20 protein-coding genes are annotated in these 19,806 nt (G+C 73.1%); 9 read left to right on the top strand and 11 right to left on the bottom strand.

All coding sequences use genetic code 11. The annotated features are described in order from the left end of the window. Window positions 1–83 precede the first annotated feature (83 nt). Complete coding sequence (locus AC07BS_RS16830) at window positions 84–1,157, top strand: enoyl-CoA hydratase/isomerase family protein (RefSeq protein ID WP_478932840.1); 1,074 nt, start codon at window positions 84–86, stop codon at window positions 1,155–1,157. A gap of 126 nt (window positions 1,158–1,283) precedes the next feature. Further along, the gene (locus AC07BS_RS16825) at window positions 1,284–2,819 is read left to right on the top strand and encodes an AMP-binding protein (protein WP_478932838.1); all 1,536 of its coding nucleotides are present in this window, start codon (window positions 1,284–1,286) and stop codon (window positions 2,817–2,819) included. 63 nt (window positions 2,820–2,882) lie between these two features. On the opposite strand, the gene AC07BS_RS16820 is transcribed toward AC07BS_RS16825, so the two are convergent. The 3 genes from AC07BS_RS16820 to AC07BS_RS16810 form a co-directional block, all read right to left on the bottom strand. Continuing rightward, on the bottom strand, window positions 2,883–4,604 hold the full coding sequence (locus AC07BS_RS16820) for an acyl-CoA dehydrogenase family protein (RefSeq protein WP_478932836.1): 1,722 nt from the start codon (window positions 4,602–4,604) through the stop codon (window positions 2,883–2,885). 73 nt (window positions 4,605–4,677) lie between these two features. Then, entirely contained in the window at window positions 4,678–5,277 is a 600-nt protein-coding gene (locus tag AC07BS_RS16815) for a PadR family transcriptional regulator (protein WP_478932834.1), read from the bottom strand. 87 nt (window positions 5,278–5,364) lie between these two features. Next, a complete protein-coding gene (locus tag AC07BS_RS16810; RefSeq protein WP_478932832.1) occupies window positions 5,365–5,832 on the bottom strand; it encodes an ASCH domain-containing protein in 468 nt (155 codons plus the stop codon). Between the two features lie 85 nt (window positions 5,833–5,917). On the opposite strand from AC07BS_RS16810, the gene AC07BS_RS16805 reads away from it, so the two are divergent. Together AC07BS_RS16805 and AC07BS_RS16800 are read left to right on the top strand one after the other, a co-directional pair. Beyond that, a complete protein-coding gene (locus AC07BS_RS16805) occupies window positions 5,918–6,994 on the top strand; it encodes a polyprenyl synthetase family protein (RefSeq protein ID WP_478932831.1) in 1,077 nt (358 codons plus the stop codon). 192 nt (window positions 6,995–7,186) lie between these two features. After that, complete coding sequence (locus AC07BS_RS16800; RefSeq protein ID WP_478643441.1) at window positions 7,187–7,546, top strand: DUF6355 family natural product biosynthesis protein; 360 nt, start codon at window positions 7,187–7,189, stop codon at window positions 7,544–7,546. 85 nt (window positions 7,547–7,631) lie between these two features. Here AC07BS_RS16800 and AC07BS_RS16795 read toward each other — a convergent pair whose 3' ends face one another. Further along, window positions 7,632–8,219: a TetR/AcrR family transcriptional regulator gene (locus AC07BS_RS16795; protein WP_478932828.1), complete on the bottom strand. Its 588-nt coding sequence runs from the start codon at window positions 8,217–8,219 to the stop codon at window positions 7,632–7,634. A 157-nt stretch (window positions 8,220–8,376) separates the two neighbouring features. Here AC07BS_RS16795 and AC07BS_RS16790 point away from each other — a divergent pair, with 157 nt between their 5' ends. The 3 genes from AC07BS_RS16790 (at window position 8,377) to AC07BS_RS16780 (ending at window position 11,368) form a co-directional block, all read left to right on the top strand. Continuing rightward, on the top strand, window positions 8,377–9,567 hold the full coding sequence (locus AC07BS_RS16790; RefSeq protein ID WP_478932826.1) for a cytochrome P450: 1,191 nt from the start codon (window positions 8,377–8,379) through the stop codon (window positions 9,565–9,567). 3 nt (window positions 9,568–9,570) lie between these two features. Next, the gene (locus AC07BS_RS16785) at window positions 9,571–9,789 is read left to right on the top strand and encodes a ferredoxin (RefSeq protein WP_478643450.1); all 219 of its coding nucleotides are present in this window, start codon (window positions 9,571–9,573) and stop codon (window positions 9,787–9,789) included. Between the two features lie 70 nt (window positions 9,790–9,859). Then, window positions 9,860–11,368: an SDR family oxidoreductase gene (locus AC07BS_RS16780; protein ID WP_478932824.1), complete on the top strand. Its 1,509-nt coding sequence runs from the start codon at window positions 9,860–9,862 to the stop codon at window positions 11,366–11,368. On the opposite strand, the gene AC07BS_RS16775 is transcribed toward AC07BS_RS16780, so the two are convergent. The 3 genes from AC07BS_RS16775 to AC07BS_RS16765 form a co-directional block, all read right to left on the bottom strand. After that, complete coding sequence (locus AC07BS_RS16775; protein ID WP_478932822.1) at window positions 11,365–11,763, bottom strand: hypothetical protein; 399 nt, start codon at window positions 11,761–11,763, stop codon at window positions 11,365–11,367. The two genes, AC07BS_RS16780 and AC07BS_RS16775, sit on opposite strands and share 4 nt — an antisense overlap. Window positions 11,764–12,349: 586 nt before the next feature. Continuing rightward, window positions 12,350–12,826, bottom strand: a complete 477-nt coding sequence (locus AC07BS_RS16770; protein ID WP_478932820.1) for a DUF2589 domain-containing protein — start codon at window positions 12,824–12,826, stop codon at window positions 12,350–12,352. Then, a complete protein-coding gene (locus tag AC07BS_RS16765) occupies window positions 12,823–12,972 on the bottom strand; it encodes a hypothetical protein (RefSeq protein WP_478933052.1) in 150 nt (49 codons plus the stop codon). The genes AC07BS_RS16770 and AC07BS_RS16765 overlap by 4 nt, the downstream gene beginning before the upstream one ends. A gap of 221 nt (window positions 12,973–13,193) precedes the next feature. On the opposite strand from AC07BS_RS16765, the gene AC07BS_RS16760 reads away from it, so the two are divergent. Further along, a complete protein-coding gene (locus tag AC07BS_RS16760) occupies window positions 13,194–13,919 on the top strand; it encodes a tyrosine-protein phosphatase (RefSeq protein WP_478932818.1) in 726 nt (241 codons plus the stop codon). A gap of 10 nt (window positions 13,920–13,929) precedes the next feature. Here the strand turns inward: AC07BS_RS16760 and AC07BS_RS16755 are convergent, their stop codons facing one another. Next, the gene (locus AC07BS_RS16755; RefSeq protein WP_478932816.1) at window positions 13,930–15,084 is read right to left on the bottom strand and encodes a GDSL-type esterase/lipase family protein; all 1,155 of its coding nucleotides are present in this window, start codon (window positions 15,082–15,084) and stop codon (window positions 13,930–13,932) included. A gap of 113 nt (window positions 15,085–15,197) precedes the next feature. Further along, complete coding sequence (locus AC07BS_RS16750) at window positions 15,198–16,052, bottom strand: NAD(P)-dependent oxidoreductase (protein ID WP_478643473.1); 855 nt, start codon at window positions 16,050–16,052, stop codon at window positions 15,198–15,200. 165 nt (window positions 16,053–16,217) lie between these two features. On the opposite strand from AC07BS_RS16750, the gene AC07BS_RS16745 reads away from it, so the two are divergent. Continuing rightward, window positions 16,218–17,204 (top strand): GlxA family transcriptional regulator, encoded by a 987-nt coding sequence (locus AC07BS_RS16745; RefSeq protein WP_478644179.1) that lies wholly within the window; start codon window positions 16,218–16,220, stop codon window positions 17,202–17,204. Window positions 17,205–17,227: 23 nt separating this feature from the next. Here AC07BS_RS16745 and AC07BS_RS16740 read toward each other — a convergent pair whose 3' ends face one another. After that, on the bottom strand, window positions 17,228–18,343 hold the full coding sequence (locus AC07BS_RS16740) for a tetratricopeptide repeat protein (RefSeq protein WP_478932814.1): 1,116 nt from the start codon (window positions 18,341–18,343) through the stop codon (window positions 17,228–17,230). Continuing rightward, the gene (locus AC07BS_RS16735; RefSeq protein ID WP_478932812.1) at window positions 18,340–19,668 is read right to left on the bottom strand and encodes an ATP-binding protein; all 1,329 of its coding nucleotides are present in this window, start codon (window positions 19,666–19,668) and stop codon (window positions 18,340–18,342) included. The genes AC07BS_RS16740 and AC07BS_RS16735 overlap by 4 nt, the downstream gene beginning before the upstream one ends. Window positions 19,669–19,806 lie beyond the last annotated feature (138 nt).

Raw genomic sequence — 19,806 nt, 5'->3', positions numbered from 1 at the left:
CGGCCGCCTCGGCGACCATGGCATCGAGAAGATCGCCCGCGATCCGCGGGCACCCGCGTCCTGGAAGGAACGAACGAGCGCCGATGACCACCACCACCGACGACGAACACGTCCTGCTGCGCACGGAGGGCCACGCGGCGTACCTCACCCTCAACCGGCCCCGGGCCCTCAACGCCCTCACCCACGCCATGGTCCGCCGCATCGACGAGGCCCTGGCCGAGTGGGAGAAGGACCCCGCCGTCGAGACCGTGGTCATCACGGGCGCGGGTGAACGCGGGCTGTGCGCGGGCGGCGACATCCGCTCCATCCACGACGACGCCCGGGCCGGCGGCACCGCCTCCGCCGGGTTCTGGCGGGACGAGTACCGGCTCAACGCCCTGATCTCCCACTACCCCAAGCCCTATGTCGCCGTCATGGACGGCATCGTGATGGGCGGCGGCGTCGGCGTCTCCGCCCACGGCGGCGTACGGATCGTCACCGAACGCTCCCGCGTCGCCATGCCCGAGACCGGCATCGGCTTCGTCCCCGACGTCGGCGGCACCTACCTGCTCGGCCTCGCGCCCGGCGGGCTCGGCACCCACCTGGCGCTGACCGGCGCGGCCGTCGGCGCCGCCGACGCCCTGCTGTGCGGGCTCGCCGACCACCACGTCCCCTCCGAGCGCCTCCCCCGCCTGCTGGACGATCTCGCCCACACGCCCGTGCACGACGTGCTCGCCCGCCACGCGGCCGAGGCGCCGCCCGGCGAGCTCGCCGCCCACCGGGAGTGGATCGACCACTGCTACGCGGCGGACACCGTCGAGGAGATCGTGGACCGGCTGCTCGGCCATGGCCACCCGGCCGCCGCGGACGCCGCCACGACGCTGCTGGCCAAGTCCCCGACCTCGCTGAAGGTCACCCTCGCCGCGCTGCGCCGCGCGCGCGGACTCGGCACCCTGGAACGGGTCCTGGAACAGGAGTACCGCGTCTCCTGCGCCGCCCTGTCCACCCCCGACCTGGTCGAGGGCATCCGCGCCCAGGTGATCGACAAGGACCGTGACCCGCGCTGGTCCCCCGCCACGCTCGCGGAGGTCACCGACGCGGACGTGGAACGCTTCTTCGCCCCGCTCGGCGCGCGCGAACTGCGCCTCGACGGCGGCGGATCGTTCACCGCCCGGTGAGCCCGGCGGCCGGGGCCGGGCCGGGCCGGGCCGGGCCGGGTCGGGTCGGGCGACGGGCGACGGTCAACAGGCACACTGGGAGGCGTCCCCGGCCCCGGCCGTCAACTTCCTTCTGGAGGGCCGCACATGAGCGACGAACGTCCCACCCCTTTCGTCACCTACGCCACGGCGATCCTCGACGTCCTGGCGCGCACGCCCGACCGTCCCGTCCTGACCGCCGCCGACGGCCGGGAGGTCACCGCCGGCGAGCTGTGCGACGGCACCCACCGCCTGGCCCGGGAGCTGGCCGAGCGGGGCACCGGACGCGGCGCGACCGTCTGCCTCCTCACCGGCAACACCCCCGAGGCCCTCGTCGCCCGCTGGGCGTCCCATCTCGCCGGCGCCCGCGTGGTCCACCTCTACGAGGGCATGGCCCCCGCCGTCCTCGCCCGCATCATGGACACCGTCGACGCCACCCATCTGCTGATCGACGCCACCCGCCACACGGCCGCCGGGGAACTGCTCGCCCTCGCCGAGGTCCCCACCGTGCTCCCACTGGGCCCGGGCCCGTTCGGCGAGGACGTCCTGTCGGCCGCCGCACGCCGCGACCCCGTGCCGTTCGCGTCCACCGCCGGCCCGGACGACGACCTGTCCATCGGGTTCACGGGCGGCACCACCGGCGTCCCCAAGGGCGTCCCCTCGACCCACGGCCCGTACAGCGTCGGGCTCCAGTACCCGCTCGCCGACGCCGGCGACCCGGCCCGCTACCTCGCCTGCACCCCGCTCGCCCGGCTCTCCGGGCCCCTCGCCGACAAGACCCTGCTGCAGGGCGGATCGGTCGTGCTGCGGCTCGCCTTCGACCCCGGCGACGTCCTCGCCACCATCGAGCGGGAGCGCGTCACCCACACCTGGCTCCTGCCGCCCCTGCTCCACCGGCTGCTCGACCACCCCGCCCTCGCCCGCACGGACCTGTCGAGCCTCACCCGGATCACCTACGGCGGCTCCCCCGCCCCGGCCGCCCGGCTGCGTCGGGCGATCGAGGTGTTCGGCCCGATCCTCTACGGCTGGTACGGCCAGTCGGAGTTGCCCGGCATCGCCGAGGCCCGGCCGGAGGAGCACTCGGTGACCGGTCGCGACGGCCGGATCACCACCGGCCGCCCGGTGCCCTGGGTCGAGGTCGCCATCCGCGACAACGCCGGCCGTACCCTGCCGGCGGGCGAGCAGGGCGAGATCCAGGTCCGCTCCCCCGCCGTCATGCGCGGCTACTGGAAGCGCCCCGACCTCACCGCCGAGGTCCTGCGGGACGGCTGGCTGCGCACGGGGGACGTCGGCTATCTCGACGACGACGGCTACCTCTTCGTCGTCGACCGCCTCAAGGAGCTGATCATCGTGGTCGGTGGCCACGTCTACCCGACGGAGCTGGAGGAGCTGCTGCTCTCCCACCCCGCGATCGCCCGGTGCGCGGTCTTCGGCACCCGCGACGCCGACGCCGCCGAACACGTCCACGCCGCCGTCGTCCCCGCGCCCCGCCAGTCCCCGGACTTGGCCGGGATCCGCGCCTTCGTCACGGCCCACAAGGGCGCGATGTACGCGCCGGAGGCCCTCCACGTCCTGCCCGACATCCCCCTGACGTCGGCGGGCAAGCCGGACAAGACGCTGCTGCGGGCGAGGCTGGGCACATGACGTTCGTCCCCCCGCCCGTGGCGACGGGCGGGGGAACGAAGGTGCCTGTGCGACGAGCGGTGCTTACGGCGCCATCTCGTACGCGCCCGACAGCGCCTCGACGCGCTCCCAGACGCGGGCCGAACGGGCCTCGTCGACGACCGGGCGGCGGACCGCGCCCAGAGCCCAGGCCTGCTGCTCCTCGGTGGCCGAGTCCTTGCCGTGCAGCTCGACGGCGTGGGCGGAGAAGTCGCGGACGAGGACGGCGAACAGCTCGTCGAGGACGTCCTCCTCGAGGCCGGTCAGGCGCGCCTGCTCCAGGATCAGCTGGCCGTGCACGACGAGCGCGAACAACTGGCCGACGGCGAGGAGGAGGTCCAGGTCGCGGCTCTGCTCCTCGTCGGGGGCGGCGGTGGTGACGAACTCGCACAGCGCGTCGGCCTGCTCGCGGAAGCGGCCGACGTTGGGCACGTGGCCGTACGCGTCGTAGGCGCCGCGCCAGTCGTGGAAGCGGATGGAGCCGAGGCCCCGCGCCGGGCCCTGCTGGAAGAGGAACGCGTCGTCGGCCGCGTCGAGGCGGGTCGGCACGGGCGCGTACTCCGCGGGGTTCAGCAGGTGGTTGCCCATGAACTTGAGGATCAGCGCGAGGTTGACGTGGACCGTGCCCTCCAGCTTCGGCAGGCCCCGGATCTCGGTGGCGGCCTGCGCGAAGTAGGTGTCCTTCTCGAAGCCCTTGGCCGCGATGACGTCCCACATGAGGTCGATGACCTTCTCGCCCTCGGTCGTCACCTTCATCTTCGTCATGGGGTTGAAGAGGAGGTAGCGGCGGTCGTCGGGGCCGGCGGTGCGGAAGTAGTCGACGGCGCGGTCGCTGAAGAGCTTCATGCCGACGAGACGGACGTAGGCGTCGGTCAGCTCGCGGCGCACGTGCGGGAAGGCGGTCACGGGACGGCCGTAGAGGATGCGGTTGTGCGCGTGGGTGACGGCCTCGTACATCGCGTGCTCGCAGATGCCGATCGCGCCGGTGCAGAGGTTGAACTTGCCGACGTTGACGGTGTTGAGGGCGGCGTCGAAGGCGGCGCGGCCGGTGTGGAGGATGTCCTCGGCCGCGACCGGGTAGCCCTCCAGCCGGAACTCGCTGACGTACTTCGAGGAGTCGACGACGTTCTTGACGAGGTGGTACGCCTCGTGGCGGCTGTCGGCGGCGAAGAAGACGTAGCCGTCGGGGCCCTCGACGTCGGTACGGCGCCCGAAGACGGAGACGAGGCCCGCGGCGTTGCCGTTGCCGATGTAGTACTTGGAGCCGGTGGCCCGGAAGCCGCCCTCGCCGTCGGGCTCCAGCAGCATGTCGGTCGAGTAGATGTCGGCGCCGTGGGTCTTCTCCGACAGGCCGAAGGCGAACACCTCGCCCTGGTCGAGGAGTTCGGCGGCGCGGGCGCGTGCGGCGGCGTTGTCGCTCTGCCAGACCGGGCCGAGGCCGAGGATGGTGACCTGCCAGGCGTACCAGTAGTCGAGCCCGTAGAAGCCGAATATCTCGTTGAGGGCGGCGATCCGGGCGGTGTCCCAGCGCTTGTCCTCCGCGCCACCGGCGGCGGAGGCGGGGGTCAGGAAGGTGGCGAACAGCCCTTCCTTGGCGGAGAAGGCGAGGAAATCCGCCAGCCAGGCGCGGGAGCGGTAGTCCTCGATCAGCTTGCGCTTGCCGCGCTCCTCGAACCAGTCGACGGTGGCGCGCAGCAGCCGGCGGGTCTCGGGGTCGAAGTGCGCCGGGTCGTAGGTGCGCGGGTTGAAGAGAAGCGGGTCGGCCATGGGTGTTCGCCTTCCGGTTCGGGTCGGGGGGTGAAGGGGTTCGGTGTCGGTGGGGCCCGGGTCAGGGGCCGGGTCAGGAGCCGGGGTGCTCGCCGGCCGGCGATCCGGCGGTCCGCGCCTCCTGGATGCGCTGGAGGGTGGCGAGGACGTCGTCGAGCCAGGCGAGCGTCATCCGCTCGTACGCGATGCCGCCGCGCAGCACGACGTGCTGGAGCTCCCGGCCGGCGTCGGTGGCGTCGAACGCCGGCGCCTCGGGTCCGGTGAAGTCGCGCAGCTCCCCCGCGAGGTAGTGCGTCAGCCGTTCGGAGTGCGCCTGGTGGTACCGCTCGACCTGGCGGATGAGCGCGGCCGGGTCGTCGAAGGCGGCACCCCTGATCTTCACCGCGAGGTCGTGCCGGACGCTCTCGGGCTCGATCGGCTCGTGCAGCCACGCGGAGAGGGCGGCCCGGCCGGGAGCGGCGACAGAGTAGTGCTTCTTATCCGGTTTGCCCTGCTGTGCCACCTCGCGGACCTCGATCCAGCCGTCGGCCTCCATCCGCTTGAGGACGCGGTAGATCTGCTGGTGGGTGGCGGTCCAGAAGTAGCCGATGGACCGCTCGAACCGCCGGGCCAGCTCATAGCCGGAACCCGGCTTCTCCAGCAGGGAGACGAGGATCGCGTGGTCGAGCGCCATACGCCGGATCCTGCTATGCAACTCGTTTCATAGGCAAGAACCCCCACCCGGGATGAGACGCGGCTCACGCCGCCGGGCGGCACGTCGTCAGCGGGCGGGGCGCAGATCGGCGACGAGCCGGAAGCGCTGGAGGAGGACGCGCGTGGAGTCGTCCACGGTGAAGTCGGGGTCGCCCATCGCGTCCCGCATCTCGTCGCCGTGCCAGAACCGCTCGTGCACCTCACGCCACTCGGCGACCGTGGTGCAGCCCTCGCCCTCGTCCACGGCGTGCGCGAGGTCGACGTCCGCCAGCGGGACGACCCGGACGTCGGACAGCTCGATGACGGCCACGGGCTGGTCGTCCGAGTCGACCACCACGGACCGCCGCCCGGGCTCGGGCAGCGCCTCCCGCTCGCGCTCGTACTCGTCGACCAGCCCGGTCGTGGTCGTCTTGGAGCCGTCCAGGATCGCGGCCACGAGCTGATCGCGCAGCGGACCGGGGAAGGCGAATTCGGCCGTGGGGAGGGTGCCGATGTCGAGGGAGGAGGAATCTCCGGGGGAATCGTCGAGGACCATGCGGCAACGCTACGACCGGCCGCCGCGCTCCGCCGCGCATTTACGGGCGGGGCCCCGGCCCCCTCCGGCCTGGGAGACTCACCGTATGAACGACACGATCGCGGGCGCCCTGGAGCGTCTCGCCGCTCATCGGCGGGGGTTCGACGCCGTCTGCGAGGCCTATTTCGACTCGCTGGCGCGGAACCTCGACACCCCGCCGCTCAGCCGTTTCACCCCGCGCTGTCTGGACCTCCTGCGGGACCACACGCTGCGCGGCGGCAAGCGGCTGCGCGTCGCGCTGCTCCACGAGGCGGCCGGGCTGGTGTCCGCCGAGCCCGTTCCGGGGCTGGCGGAGGCCGCGTTGAGCATCGAGCTGTTCCAGACGCACGCGCTGATCCACGACGACATCATCGACGACTCGGCCACGCGCCGCGGCGCACCGTCGACGTACTACGCCTACCGCGCGGAGTTCCCCGGGGCCGAGCGGACCGCGCTGGGGCTGGCGATCCTGGCGGGCGACCTGGCCGCCTTCCTCTCCGTACGGGTCCTGCTCGACGCCGAGCTGCCGGCCGGCGTGAAGCAGGCCCTGCTGGACGCCCAGCTGAGCGCGAGCACCGACACGGTCACGGGCCAGATCACCGATCTGGAGCGGGACTTCGAGGACCTGCCGAGCGAGGAGCTCCTGCACTGCGTCACCGAGTACAAGTCCACCCGCTATTCCATCCTCGCCCCGCTGCGGATGGGGCTCCTGGCCGCCGGCGAGGACCTCTCCGGACATGACGCGCGGCTGCGCCGGTACGCGACCCTCGTCGGCATCGGCGGGCAGATGCGCGACGACCACCTCGACCTCTTCGGCGACGAGGCGGTCACGGGCAAGCCCTCCGGGTCCGACCTGCGCTCGGGGCGGCGCGGCTACGCGATCCGCGCCGTCCTGGCGGCGACCGAGGGCGCGGAGCGGGAGCTGGTCGAGTCCGCGCTGGCCGATCCGTCCTGCCCGCCGGACATGGTCGAGCGGGTCCGCGCCGTGGCGCGCCGGCACGGTGTCGACGAGCGGCTGCGCGCCGGCATCCTGCGCACGGCGGAGGCGGCCGGCGCCGAGGCCGCCGGCTGGCGGCCGTACTGGCGGGAGGAGGCCGTGGCCTTCTTCGAGCACTTCCCCCTGGCCCTGGCCGGAATGGGCTGAGCCGCGCCGGCCCCGGACATCGTCTCCCCGCTGGTCGGGGGCCTGCGCGGACCCGGCCGGTATCGCCCCTTCGCACTGATGTTTTCCTCCCTCTTCGACCACCTTCGAAGCATGTGGCCGGATTCGGCGCAGCCGGGCCAGTCTGACGTCGGAGGCACCCACCGCCTCGTCGGACCGAGGGAAGGAAAACGCATGAGGACATATGGATCGCCCACCGGCGGGCCCGCCCGCCGAGGTCTCCGGATCGGTCTGGCCGCCTTCGCGGTGGCCGGAGCGCTGGCCTGCTCGGTGACCGCGCCGGCGAGCGCCGCAGCGCCCGCCAAGATCCAGGGTTGCGGGTGGAACGAGAGCCGGGGCGGCGAGCGCGCCTACTACGAGCACTGCGCCAACAACACCAACGTCTGGATCCAGGTCAAGCGCTTCCCGCGCGGCGACTACCACCGCTGCGTCGGGCCGGGCCGCACCAACCTGGACCTCGACGCGACCGGGGCCTGGTACGACAGCAACTACCGCGGCGGGCTCTGCTCCCACCCGGGTGACACCGGTCCCTGACCGGCACGCCCTTGAGGGCGCATCCGTCCCGGTGCCGCACGGCGGCACCGGGACGCCTTCGTGTGCCCGCCGGGACGGCCGGGCCCTACGGCAGCCGCTCCAGCAGCGTGCGGGCCGCGTCCAGCATCAGCCGGCACACCTGTTCCGGGTCGGCTCCGGCCAGCGGCTCCTGGCGTACGACGACGCGGGTGAGCCCGATGCCGAGCAGCCAGGCCAGGACGAGGGAGGCCCGTAGCTCGGCGTCGTCGGAGTCGGTGAGTCCGGCCAGCACGCCGGCGTACTCCTCGGTCAGCCGGCGGCTCGTCCGCGCGGCCTCGTCGTCCCCGCCGACCGAGCGCAGGAAGACCTCCAGCGAACGGTCCCCGGGCGGGGCCCCGGCGGGCGCCAGCAGATCCCGCAGGGCGGCCTCCAGCAGGGTCTCGGCCGGCGTCTCCCGCAGCCGGCGCCGCCCGTCCAGCGCCACGACCTCGCCGAACAGCGCGGTCTTCGAGCCGAAGTAGCGGAAGAGCAGGGCCTGGTTGACCCCGGCCCGGGCGGCGATCGCGCGCACCGTCGTCCTGTCGTAGCCGCGCTCGGCGAACAGCTCCGCCGCCGCCTCGATCAGGCTCTGGCGCGTGGCGTCGGCGTCACGGCGGCGCTCGGTCCCCCCGGACGCCATCTCTTCGGTCGTCATCCCGTTCCTCCTCCTCGGCGACCCGCTCGAAATCGCCTGGGAACAGGCGTCGTTGACGTCCTTCCTACCACGTCCTACGGTGATGTAAGCAGGTGCTTACATCACTTGCCGCACGGTGCGAGACTCCACTGCCCACGCGAGGGAACACGAGGTCCGGATGTCCACCTCCCACAGCGAGCCCACCGCCTACCCCTTCAACGAGGCCACCGGCCTGGAGCTGTCCGAGCAGTACGCCACCGCACGCGGCGACGCGGGCCTGCGGCGCGTCCGGCTGCCGTACGGCGAACCGGCCTGGCTCGTCACCCGCTACGCCGACGCCCGGTTCGTCCTCGGCGACCGGCGCTTCAGCCGCGCCGTGGGCGCCGCGCACGACGAGCCCCGCCAGTCGCCGGGCCAGAACAACAGCGGCATCCTCTCCATGGACCCGCCCGACCACACCCGGCTGCGCACCCTGGTCACCAAGGCCTTCACCGTCCAGCGGGTCGAGCGGCTGCGCCCCGACATCCGGGCCCTCTCCGAGAGCCTGCTGGACGATCTGATCGACGCCGGCCCGCCCGCCGACCTCGTCGAGTCCTACGCCCTGCCCATCCCCGTCTCCGTGATCTGCCGCCTGCTCGGGGTGCCCGAGGCCGACCGCCCCCTCTTCCGCAAGTGGAGCGACGACGCGCTGTCCACCAGCTCGCTCACCGCCGAGGAGGCCGACGCCAGCCGCGAGGAGCTGCGCGCGTACATGTCCGGGCTGATCGCCGACCACCGCGCCCGGCCCGCCGACGACCTGATGACCGCCCTGATCGAGGCCCGCGACAAGGCCGACCGCCTCTCCGAGGAGGAGCTGGTCGACCTGTGCGTGGGCGTCCTGGTCGCCGGCCACGAGACCACCGCCACCCAGATCCCCAACTTCGTGTGCACCCTCCTCGACCACCCGGACGAACTCGCCCGCCTGCGCGGGAATCCCGGTCTGATCCCCGCCGCCGTGGAGGAGCTGCTCCGCTTCGTCCCCCTGGGCATGGCCGCCGCCATGCCCCGCTACGCCACCGAGGACGTCGAGGTGGGCGGCACGCTCGTGCGCGAGGGCGAGCCGGTCCTCGTGTCCGTGGGCTCCGCCAACCGCGACACGCGGCGCTTCGACGCGCCCGAGGCCCTCGACCTCGGCCGCGGGACCAACCAGCACCTGGGGTTCGGGCACGGCGTCCACCACTGCCTCGGCGCACCCCTCGCCCGCGTCGAGCTCCAGGAGGCCCTGCGGGCCCTCGTCCTGCGCCTGCCGGGCCTCCATGTGGCCGGCGAGATCGTCTGGAAGACCCAGATGCTGGTGCGCGGACCGCGCTCGCTGCCGGTCGGGTGGTGAGCGATGGCCTGGAAGGTGACGGTGGACCGCACCCGGTGCATGGGCTCGGGCATGTGCACGGCCCTGGCCCCCACGTCGTTCACCCTGCACGACGACCGCTCCCGGCCCCTCGACGGCGACGCGACGACCCCTGACGAGACGGTGCTCGACGCGGCGGACTCCTGCCCGGCCGGAGCCATCACCGTGACGGAGGAGGGGCGTGTGATCGGCCCCCGGGACTGATCGGGACCGTACGCTGCCTCCGTACGCACCCTGACCCCTGACCCGGGCGGCACACGGCGGAGGACGGCACATGCGAGGCGGGCACGAGGACGGCGCCGGAAAGCTGTGCCTGGTCACAGGCGCCACCGGGTACATCGGAGGCCGGCTCGTGCCCGAACTCCTCGCCGCCGGTCACCGCGTGCGCTGCCTCGCCCGCTCCCCGGAGAAGCTGCGCGACCATCCGTGGGCGGACCGCGTCGAGGTGGTCCGGGGCGACGTGACCGACCCCGGCTCGCTGCGCGAAGCGCTGCGCGGCGTGGACGTGGCGTACTACCTCGTCCACGCCCTCGGCACCGGCGGATCGTTCGAGGAGACCGACCGCCGCGCCGCCCGGCTCTTCGCCGAGCGGGCCCGCGAGGCGGCCGTGGGGCGCCTCCTGTACCTCGGCGCCCTCACACCGGCCGGACAGCGGGAGGACGATCTCTCCCCTCACCTGCGCTCGCGCGCCGAGGTCGGCCGGATCCTGCTGGCCTCGGGGGTGCCCACGGCGGTCCTCCGGGCCGCCGTCGTCATCGGTTCCGGCTCGGCCTCGTACGAGATCCTGCGCTACCTGACCGAGCGTCTGCCGCTCATGGTCACGCCCAGCTGGGTGCGCACCCGGATCCAGCCGATCGCCGTCCGCGACGTCCTGCGCTACCTCGTCGCGGGCGCCACACTGCCACCCGAGGTCAACCGGGCCTTCGACATCGGCGGCCCGGACATCCTCACCTACCGCGACATGATGCGGTGCTACGCGACGGTCGCCGGACTGCCCCGGCGGCTGATCCTGCCCGTTCCCGTCCTGACCCCGCGCCTGTCCGGCCTGTGGATCGGCCTGGTCACCCCCGTACCCGGAAGCCTGGCCCGCCCACTGGCCGAGTCGCTGCGCCACGAGGTCGTCTGCCGCGACCACGACATCGCCCGCTACGTCCCCGACCCGCCGCAGGGCCTCATCGGCCTCGACGAGGCCCTCGCCCTGGCCCTGCGGCGCGTCAGGGAGGCCCAGGTGGCCACGCGCTGGTCGTCGGCCGCCGTGGCGGGCGCCCCCAGCGACCCGCTCCCCACCGACCCCGACTGGGCGGGCGGCAGCCTCTACACCGACTGCCGCGAAGAGACCGTGGACGTCCCGCCCGAGCGGCTGTGGCGGGTGATCGAGGGCATCGGCGGCGAGAACGGCTGGTACTCCTTCCCCCTCGCCTGGGCCGCCCGGGGGTGGCTCGACCGCCTCGTGGGTGGCGTCGGCCTGCGCCGCGGCCGCCGCGACGCGCACCGGCTGCGGGTGGGCGACTCGCTGGACTTCTGGCGGGTCGAGGAGCTCGAACCGGGCCGACTGCTGCGCCTGCGCGCCGAGATGCGGCTGCCGGGGCTCGCCTGGCTGGAGATGGCCGTGGACCGCACCCCCGACGGCCGGACCCGTTACCGCCAGCGTGCCCTCTTCCACCCCCGCGGCCTGCTCGGGCACGCCTACTGGTGGAGCGTCGCCCCGTTCCACACCGTCGTCTTCGGCGGCATGGCCAGGAACATCACGCGCGCGGCGACGGCGGCGCCGGAGGCCGGCTAGCCCTCCTCACCCCGATTCTCTTTCCCCGCCTTCCCGTCGGCCTCGCCCTGCTTCTCCTTGAGGTCCCAGAGCGCGGTTGCCGACTTGTTCAGTTGTTCGACGAGCTTCACCACTTCGGGCTGCTTTTCGAATTCGGTCTTGAGACGCTTGCACTCGTCGTTCCAGTACTTCACCCTCTCCTGGATCTGCTGCTGATCCGTCGCAGGGTCCAGCCCCTTCTGGTAGCGGAAGTCACCGATCTCACCGCACACGTCCGGCAGGTCGCCGAGCCGGTCCTCGCCGTCCCCACCGGTGTTCACCTTCTCCCGCAGCTTCTGGGCCGTCGCCTCGAATTCCTCCTTGGCCTTCTCGACCTTCTTGGCGATCTCCTTCGACGCGGGGACGACCTCCACCATCTGGCTGTGCCGCAGATGTCCCAGGTCGCTGATGGCGCAGTTTCGTCTTCACCTTGAGCGAGGTGTTGGAATGCGAGGTGGAGATCCGGGCGTGGATGACACCGGGGTGCGATCCCCTTGTCGATGATGTCGACGGCCTCGGCGGCGGCGTAGGACTGACCCCGCACCACCGCCTGATAGGCGGCGCCCAGGAGCTGGTCGACCATGACCGGGGTATTGCCGCTCTCGCTGTCTGCCATATCCGTCGCCTCACTCCTGGCCAGCTCGACGGGGTCGGGAAGTTCGATCGGATGGCCGGTGCTCCGGTAGCGCTTGCGCAGGGCGCGGAGCGCGTCGAGGGCCTCCGCGAGCCGGCCGGCGGTCTCCTCCCGGGGCGCCGGAGGCGAGGGTCTCGTGCGCGTCGTCCGGCAGGTCCACGCTGTCCACGTGCGGCAGGGCGACACGGCCGGGCTCGGGCGACGCCGGTTGGTCGACCGTCAGTTGCGCCATGTTTCCACCCCTTGGTGTGGGCGCCGGCCCGCCGCGTGGCGTGCGCGGGGGCCGCGCCGTTCCGATACCGCGGCGTGCTACGCCGCCGCCGTGTTCACTAGCTGCTCTCCGGGTTCTCTGCCTTGTCGGCCTTCTGCTCCTCTGTCTTCTTCGTCTTCTCGGCCTCGAGTTCCTCCTTGGGCGGCGCCGTTCCCTTGTGCGGGGTGTCATCGATCGCGGTCTCGAGGATCGAGAGAATGCGCTTGAGACCTGCGGGCATGTCCTCCTGCACCGCCTCCACGTGGACGCTGAGCGTGGCCGCCTTGCTGGTGGTGTCCTCGCGCGAACTCTTCGACTCGTACGACGCCTTGAAGGACGCCGAGCAGCGCCAGAAGCTGGCGCTGGCCTCGGCCGAGGCCCCGACCGACTTCGACCGCTTCTCCACCGTCGTGGACTGGATCTTCACTTCGAAGTCCAGCCGCACGGTCTTGAGCTGGAGGTAGGGCACGGGCACGATCGTCAGCAGCGGTGCCGTGATGGTCACCGTCTCGGGTTCGGCCGCCTTGCCGTCCGAGCCGTGCTTCTTGCGCGTCACATGGAAGTCCACGTGCGGGCTTCGCTGTACGTCACCTTGCTGGTCGGGTCCGTCTTGCGGACGAAGCCCACCCTGTCGACGAACTCAGCGGTGGCGTTGGCGGCCATCGCGCTGGCCTTGATGACGCTCTGCAGCGGACCGCCGATAATCTATTCGAAAGCCAACGCGAGTTCGCGCCCGGGATCGGCCGGCATGAAAACCTCCTCCGCGAGGGGTCGAACAATTCAGCGGATCGACCCGGGAACCGTTGGAGCCATACGACTCGGGCAGCACTGCCCCACGGTCGACCGACACTCACGGCGGTCACATAAAGTAGGGCATTCTCACTCAGCGTGCCCAACACGGACGATCTAGAGTGTCCGGCGTGATGAGACATATCGTGTTCGAGCGTCTGCACAACTTCCGTGATCTGGGCGGCTACCGGACCGCCGACGGCCGGACGGTCCGCTGGGGACGGTTGTTCCGGTCCGACTCGCTGGGCAAGCTGCGGGGCGCGGACTGGGACCGGTTCCTCGGGCTGGGGCCCCGTACCGTCATCGACCTCCGCTACCCCTGGGAGATCGAGCGCGGCGGGCGCGTCCCGGACCATCCGTCGCTGGACTACCACAACCTGAGCATCGAGCACCGGCCGTACAACCAGGCGGGCCTGGGACCGGACGTCGAGCCGGTGCGTTTCCTGGCGGACAAGTACGCCGAGGTCGCCGACGACGGGGCCGCGGAGATCGGCCGCGCCCTGGAGGTCATCGCCGGCGACACCGGCCCCCTGGTCTTCCACTGCCACTCCGGCAAGGACCGCACCGGCCTGCTGGCCATGCTGGTCCTCGACCTGGTCGGGGTGGACGAGGACGACATCGCCGCCGACTTCGCCCTGACCGGGCTGGCCACCGACCGTCTCGTCGCCGAGTGGCACGCCAACCACCCCGGCCTGACGCTGACATGGCCCGGCTACGGCCGGGCCCCCGCCGAGCTCATCCGGCTCGTCATGGCCGAACTCACCGCACGCTACGGCTCGGTGCGCGGCTACGCCGCCGAGCGCCTCGGCGCCGGCGACGATCTGGTGGCCGCGCTGCGCGGGCGGTTGCTGGAGCCCTGAGGCCGCCGGCTTACGCGAACGGGCCGGTGCCGCCGAAGGCCAGCTCGGCGAAGCGTTCCCCGATGCGCCGGTGGCCGGCCGTGTCCGGGTGGAGGCCGTCGGGCAGCGGCAGCTCGGCGGCGTCCTTCTCGCCGTACAGCGAGGTGCCGTCGAGGTAGTGGAGGTGGGGGTCCTCGGCGGCCCGGCGCTCGACGATGCGCGCGAGCTCGGCCCGGACGACGTTCAACGTGAGTCGCCCGGCAGCCGTCTCCGCCGGGTCGCCGAGCGGCCGGAAGCTCAGGGTCCGGCCATCGAACTCGGGAGCGAGGGGGCCCGGCGTGTCCTCCTGCATCGGGCACAGGACGGGGGACACGACCAGCAGCGGCGTGGTGGGGTGCCCCTCGCGGATCGTGTCGAGGAAACCGTGGACCGCCGGGCCGAACCCGCGCAGGCGCATCAGGTCGTGGTTGACGAGATTGATGCCGATCTTCACGCTGATCAGGTCCGCGGGGGTGTCGCGCAGGGCCCGCGCGGTGAACGGGTCGAGCAGGGCGTTGCCCGCCAGCCCCAGGTTGATCAGCTCCACGCCGGCGAGGGAAGCCGCCACCGCCGGCCAGATCCCGGTCGGTCCTTCGGCGTTGGAGCCGTGGCTGATGGAGCTGCCGTGGTGCAGCCACACCCGGCGGCCGCGGTCCGGCACGGGCTCGGCCGGGGCATCGGTGCGCAGGGCGATCAGCTGCGTGAGCTCCCCGTACGGCAGCCAGATCTCGACGTCCTTCGCCTCTCCCGGAAGCCCGGAGAAGCTGACGGTGACGGGCGACCCGGGCCGGGGCGTCATGGCCTGGGTGGCCATGTCGACGACGTAGGTGTTGCCCCCGTCCGCCGTGGCCCGGCCGGCCGGGCGCCCGTCGACGAGCAGCTCGTACACGCCGTCGGGCCGCTTCGGGCCGCCCTCGTAGACCACCTTCGTGGGGAGCACGTCCAGCTCGACGGCGGTGGCACGGGTACGGAACGCCAGCCGTACGCCCGAGGGCTGGGCCTCGACCATGCCCAGGAAGGCGTCGGGGAACTGGGCGCGGGCCCGGGCGGGCAGCCTGTGCGGCAGCACGCCGTGCGCGGTCCGCTCCAGTTCCAGGACGCCGCGCAGGACGCTGGCGTCTATGGGGGTGGTGATCCAGTCGGTCACGTGGGCCTCCTTACCGGGGTGGCGGTGAGGAGGAAACGTGTGCCGCCGCCGGTGGCGGCCGCCCCTCACCGCCGCCTTGCCCCGACCGTGGTGACGGGGTGTCACCACCCTATCTACCGCCGGACGGATTCGATCAGGCGGGCGTAGCCGTCCCCGCCGTGCCCCTCGGCGACCGCCCGCTCGATGGTGGACTTGAGCAGTTCGGGCAGCCGCGGGTCGAGGCCGCGCCGGGCGCTCGCGTGGACGAGGTGTTCGACGGCGCCGAGGTGGACGTCGAGGGTGGCGTCGTCGCCGGGGTAGACGCCCGCGTCGATCTGCGGCGCGTAGGCGGTCATGAATCCGTTGACGGCGGCCGTCCAGCGGACGGCGACGGGCGTGAACGCCGTCGCGTCCACCCCGTCGGCGCCGGCGAGGGCCGCGCCCTGCAGCCAGCCGGCGAGCGTCGCCCACATCATGCCGAGCAGGGCGGTGTCGTAGAGGGAGGCCGTGCCCGCGTCGTCGCCGAGGTCGACGGGGTCGCCCAGGCTCGCGAGCGTCTCGCGGTACTCCGCGAACAGCTGGGAGGACCCGCTGTACAGCAGCATGATCTGGGAGCTGCCGATGCCGGGCGGGGTCGACATGATGGCGCCGTCGAGGTAGCCGATGCCGTGGGACCGGGCCCAGGCGGCGCTCTCCCGGGCCTGCTCGGGCGTGCCGGAGGTGAGGTTGACCAGGGTGCGGCCGCGCAGCACGTCCACCAGCGGGTCGAGCAGCCCGTGGACGGCGTCGTGGTCGGAGAGGCAGACGAGGACGAGGGGGCTCGCCCCGGCGGCCTCGGCGGCGCTCGCCGCCGGCGCGGCGCCGCGGGCGACGAGGGTCCGGTCCCGGCCCGCCGTGCGGTTCCAGACGGTGGTGGTGTGGCCCGCGTCGAGGAGCGCGCCGGCCAGGGCCGTACCCATCGAGCCCAGACCGAGGACAGTAACGTTCATGGTTTTTCTCACCGTTCGTCACGAATGCTGATCACGTACGGCAACCCTCGCACCGCGCCGGGCTCCCCGACAGTGGCGGAACTGCCGTCCGTCGCACCATTCCTGCCACTCGGGATCACCCCCCGCGCCGCCTCGTCTACGCTGGCGATCATGAGTGCCGGAACCGTGGCCGTGGCCGTCATCGACGACGACGTCCCCCTGTGGGACCTGTACGAACTGGGAGTGGTCTGCACCGTCTTCGGCATCCCGCACCACGACCTCGCCGATCCCTGGTACGACCTGCGCCTGTGCTCCACCGGGGGCGGTGACCCGCGGCAGCCGGGGCCGGGGGCCGGGCCCTTCGGGCTCACCCTGCGCGCGTCCCACGGCCTCGACGGGCTGCGCGGCGCGGACACGGTGATCGTCCCCTCCGTGCCCGAGGCGTGCGTCGACGGCGAACGCGAGCTGCCCGGCGAGCTGCTGGAGGCCCTGCGCGAGGCCGCGGACTCCGGCGCCCGCATGGTCTCCCTGTGCGCCGGCGCCTTCGCGCTCGCCGCCGCCGGCATCCTCGACGGCCGCCGCGCCACCGCCCACTGGATGCACACCGAGGCCCTCGCCCGCCGCCACCCGCGCGTACGGGTCGACGACTCCGTCCTCTACGTCGACGACGGCGACGTCCTCACCAGCGCCGGCGTCACCGCGGGCCTCGACCTGTGCCTGCACCTCGTACGCCGCGACCTCGGCGCCCATGTCGCCAACCAGCTCGCCCGGCGGCTCGTCGTCCCCGCCCACCGGCCCGGCGGCCAGGCCCAGTACGTCGACCTGTCCGTCCCCGAGACCGACGACGACGGACTCGCCCCCGTCCTGCACTGGGCCCGCGAGCACCTCGACCGCCCGATCGGCGTCGACGACCTCGCCGCCCGGGCCGGCATGAGCCCCCGCACCTTCTTCCGGCGGCTGCACGCCGCCACCGGCACCACGCCCCTGCGGTGGCTCCTCACCCAGCGCCTCGCCCGCGCCCAGTCGCTCCTGGAGACCACGACCCTGTCCGTGGAGCGCGTCAGCCACCTCAGCGGCCTGGGCACGGGCACCAATCTGCGCCGGCACTTCACCCAGCAGTTCGGGGTGACGCCGACGGACTACCGCAGGTCCTTCCCGGGGGCGGCCGCGTAGGGCACGCGGCCGACCCCGGCCCGTCAGCCCTTCTCGCGGCGCTCCTTCTGCACGCGCCGCCAGGAGTTGCCGAACCACATCGCGAGCACGACCGGGACCGCGCCCACCAGCGCGAGGGCCTGCTCGTGGCCCCGGTCCGTCCACGGGACGGCGACCAGCAGGACGGCGCACAGCGTGCCCCACAGCGCGTGGATCAGCGGGAGCCTGGCCGCCCAGTGGCGGCGCGGCAGCGAGTGCACGACGGACCGCGCGCCCCGCGGCAGCTTGCGGTACGCCAGGAACCAGGCGCCCAGCGCCCAGACCACGCCCATCAGCAGCAGGACCCACAGCCGGGTGCCGAGCGGCACGGGCAGGTCCCGCACGTCGTCGCCCGTGGGGAACGCGCGGGAGGCCTGGGCCGCCATCAGCAGGCAGAGCAGGGCGAACCAGCGGGTGCGGCGCAGCAGCCTGAGGACGAGCTGGTTCAGCCGGTACTGGACGTGGACGGCGTCCGGCTGGGCACCCAGCGCGGCGCTGTACTCGCCGGCCAGCTCGGGCAGTTTCATCCGCCGGGCCTCGACCTCGAGTTCCGCGAGCTGGGCGCGGGCCTCGGCGTAGTCCGGGTCGAGCCGGAGGGCGGCGCGCAGGGCCTCGGCCTGGACATCGGTGCGGCCGATCATCGAGGCGGTCCCGCCGAGGTTGAAGTGCAGCCGGGCGTCCTCGGGTTCGAGCTCGACCGCCTTGCGGTTGGCCTCGTAGGCCCCCTCGCTGTCGCCGGTCATGATCAGGCAGCGGGCGAGGACGCTGTGGGTGTCCGCGATCCCGGGGCCCAGGCGCACGGCCTCCCGGGCGGCTTCGAGCGCCTCGGCGAAGCGCGCGGTGAACGGCAGCAGGAACGCCCGCCGCTCCCACGCGTACCAGCACTCGGGGTCGGCGGCGATGCCCTCGTCGGCCGCCTTCAGGGCGCCCGCGTGGTCGCCGTCGCGGAAGCGGCAGTGGGCGAGGAGGCACCAGGCCCAGGCGTCGCCGGGCGATTCCGCCAGGTGGCGGCCGAGGAGTTCGGCGGCCTGCGGGTAGCGCTGGACACCCATGAGGGCCCTGGCGCGTTCCTTCAGGTCGGTCGGTTCGGTCCCGGTCCCGGTCCCGGTCTCGGTGGTCACAGCATCTTCCGCTTCTTCAGGTGGGCGAGCAGCTCGTCGTAGGCCCCGCCCTCGTTCGCGAACTGGGCGACGTTGCGCGCGGAGGCGAACCAGGGGCCGGTGGACGGCCGGACCTGGCCGAGGACGGCCGTGAAGTCGTCCATGCCGATCATCCGGGCGTGTCCGGTGCGCACCGAGTCCATCAGGGCGCGCTCGGCCGCCGACTCGCACAGGTGCTTGAGGTCGGCGCCGGAGAACCCGTCGGTGCGCTTGGCCAGCCGCCCGAGGTCGATGCCGGCGACGGGCCGGTCCTTGAGCTGGTGGTGCAGGATCGCCTCGCGGGCGGGCCGGTCGGGCGGCAGCACCAGCAGCATGCGGTCGAGGCGGCCGGGGCGGCGGAGGGCGGTGTCGACGTCCCAGGGGTGGTTGGTCGCGGCCAGGACGAACACGCCGTCGTCGGAGGAGGCGCCCACGCCGTCGAGTTCGGTGAGGAGCTGGTTGACGGTGGTGCGCATGCCGGTGTGCCGGATCTGGCTGCGCTTGGCGCCCAGCGCGTCGATCTCGTCGAGGAAGAGGACGCAGGGGGCGTTGCGGCGGGCGGTCGCGAAGAGCTCGCTGAGGTTGCGCTCGGAGGTGCCGAGCCACATGTCGAGGACGTCGCTGATGCTGACGGACATGAAGCGGGCGCCGAGTTCGCCGGCCACGGCGCGGGCGATGAACGTCTTGCCGCAGCCGGGCGGCCCGTACAGCAGCAGGCCGCCGCCGAGGCTCTTGCCGTAGAGGCGGCGCAGTTCGGGGTTGCGCATCGGGGCGAGGAACGCGGCCTCCAGGCGCTCCTTGACCTCCACCATGCCGCCGACGTCGGCGAGGGTGAGGGTGGTGCTCTGGACGTCCCAGGCGGAGGCGTCGGTGTCGTCGCCGTCACCGTCCGCGGCGGCGACGGGCTGTCCGGCTCGCTCCGGCGCGGGGTGGGCGGGCCCGTCCGCCTCGTCCGCCGACGGCCGCACGAAGCGGGGCGGGACGATGCCGGACACCTCGTCCTCGGCACGCCGCCAGTCGTACGCGCCACCGTCGGGAGCCGGAGCCGGGGCGGGTGCGGGGGATACGGGCGCCGGGGATACGGGCGCCGGGGATACGGGCGCGGGCGCGACCGCGCGGGCCATCAGCGTCTGCGCCTCCGGGTTGCCCGGTTCCCGCTGCAGAGCCCCCGCGGCCTCGGCGATCGCCTCCTGCCGCAGCCCCTGCGCGAGCAGGAGCCCGGCGAAGTGCAGCCGCAGGGGCACGTCGTCGGGGGCGGCGTCGACGGCCGCGCGCAGACTCTTGATGAGCGGGGATTCCTCGGGCATGCGCCACAGACTAGTTCGACCGCGCGGTGCCGTTCGACCTGGGCCTTCGTGCTCGGGGAGACGCTCCGGACCGCGCTCCCGGCCGTGTGCGGCGCGCACCGGTATCCGCCGTTCCTGTCGGGAGGCTTGCGGCGGGGT

The organism is Streptomyces sp. NPDC044063 (genome assembly GCF_056434285.1).
Note: the sequence above shows the minus strand (reverse complement) of the source record. Positions and strands in the feature narration are given on the sequence as shown.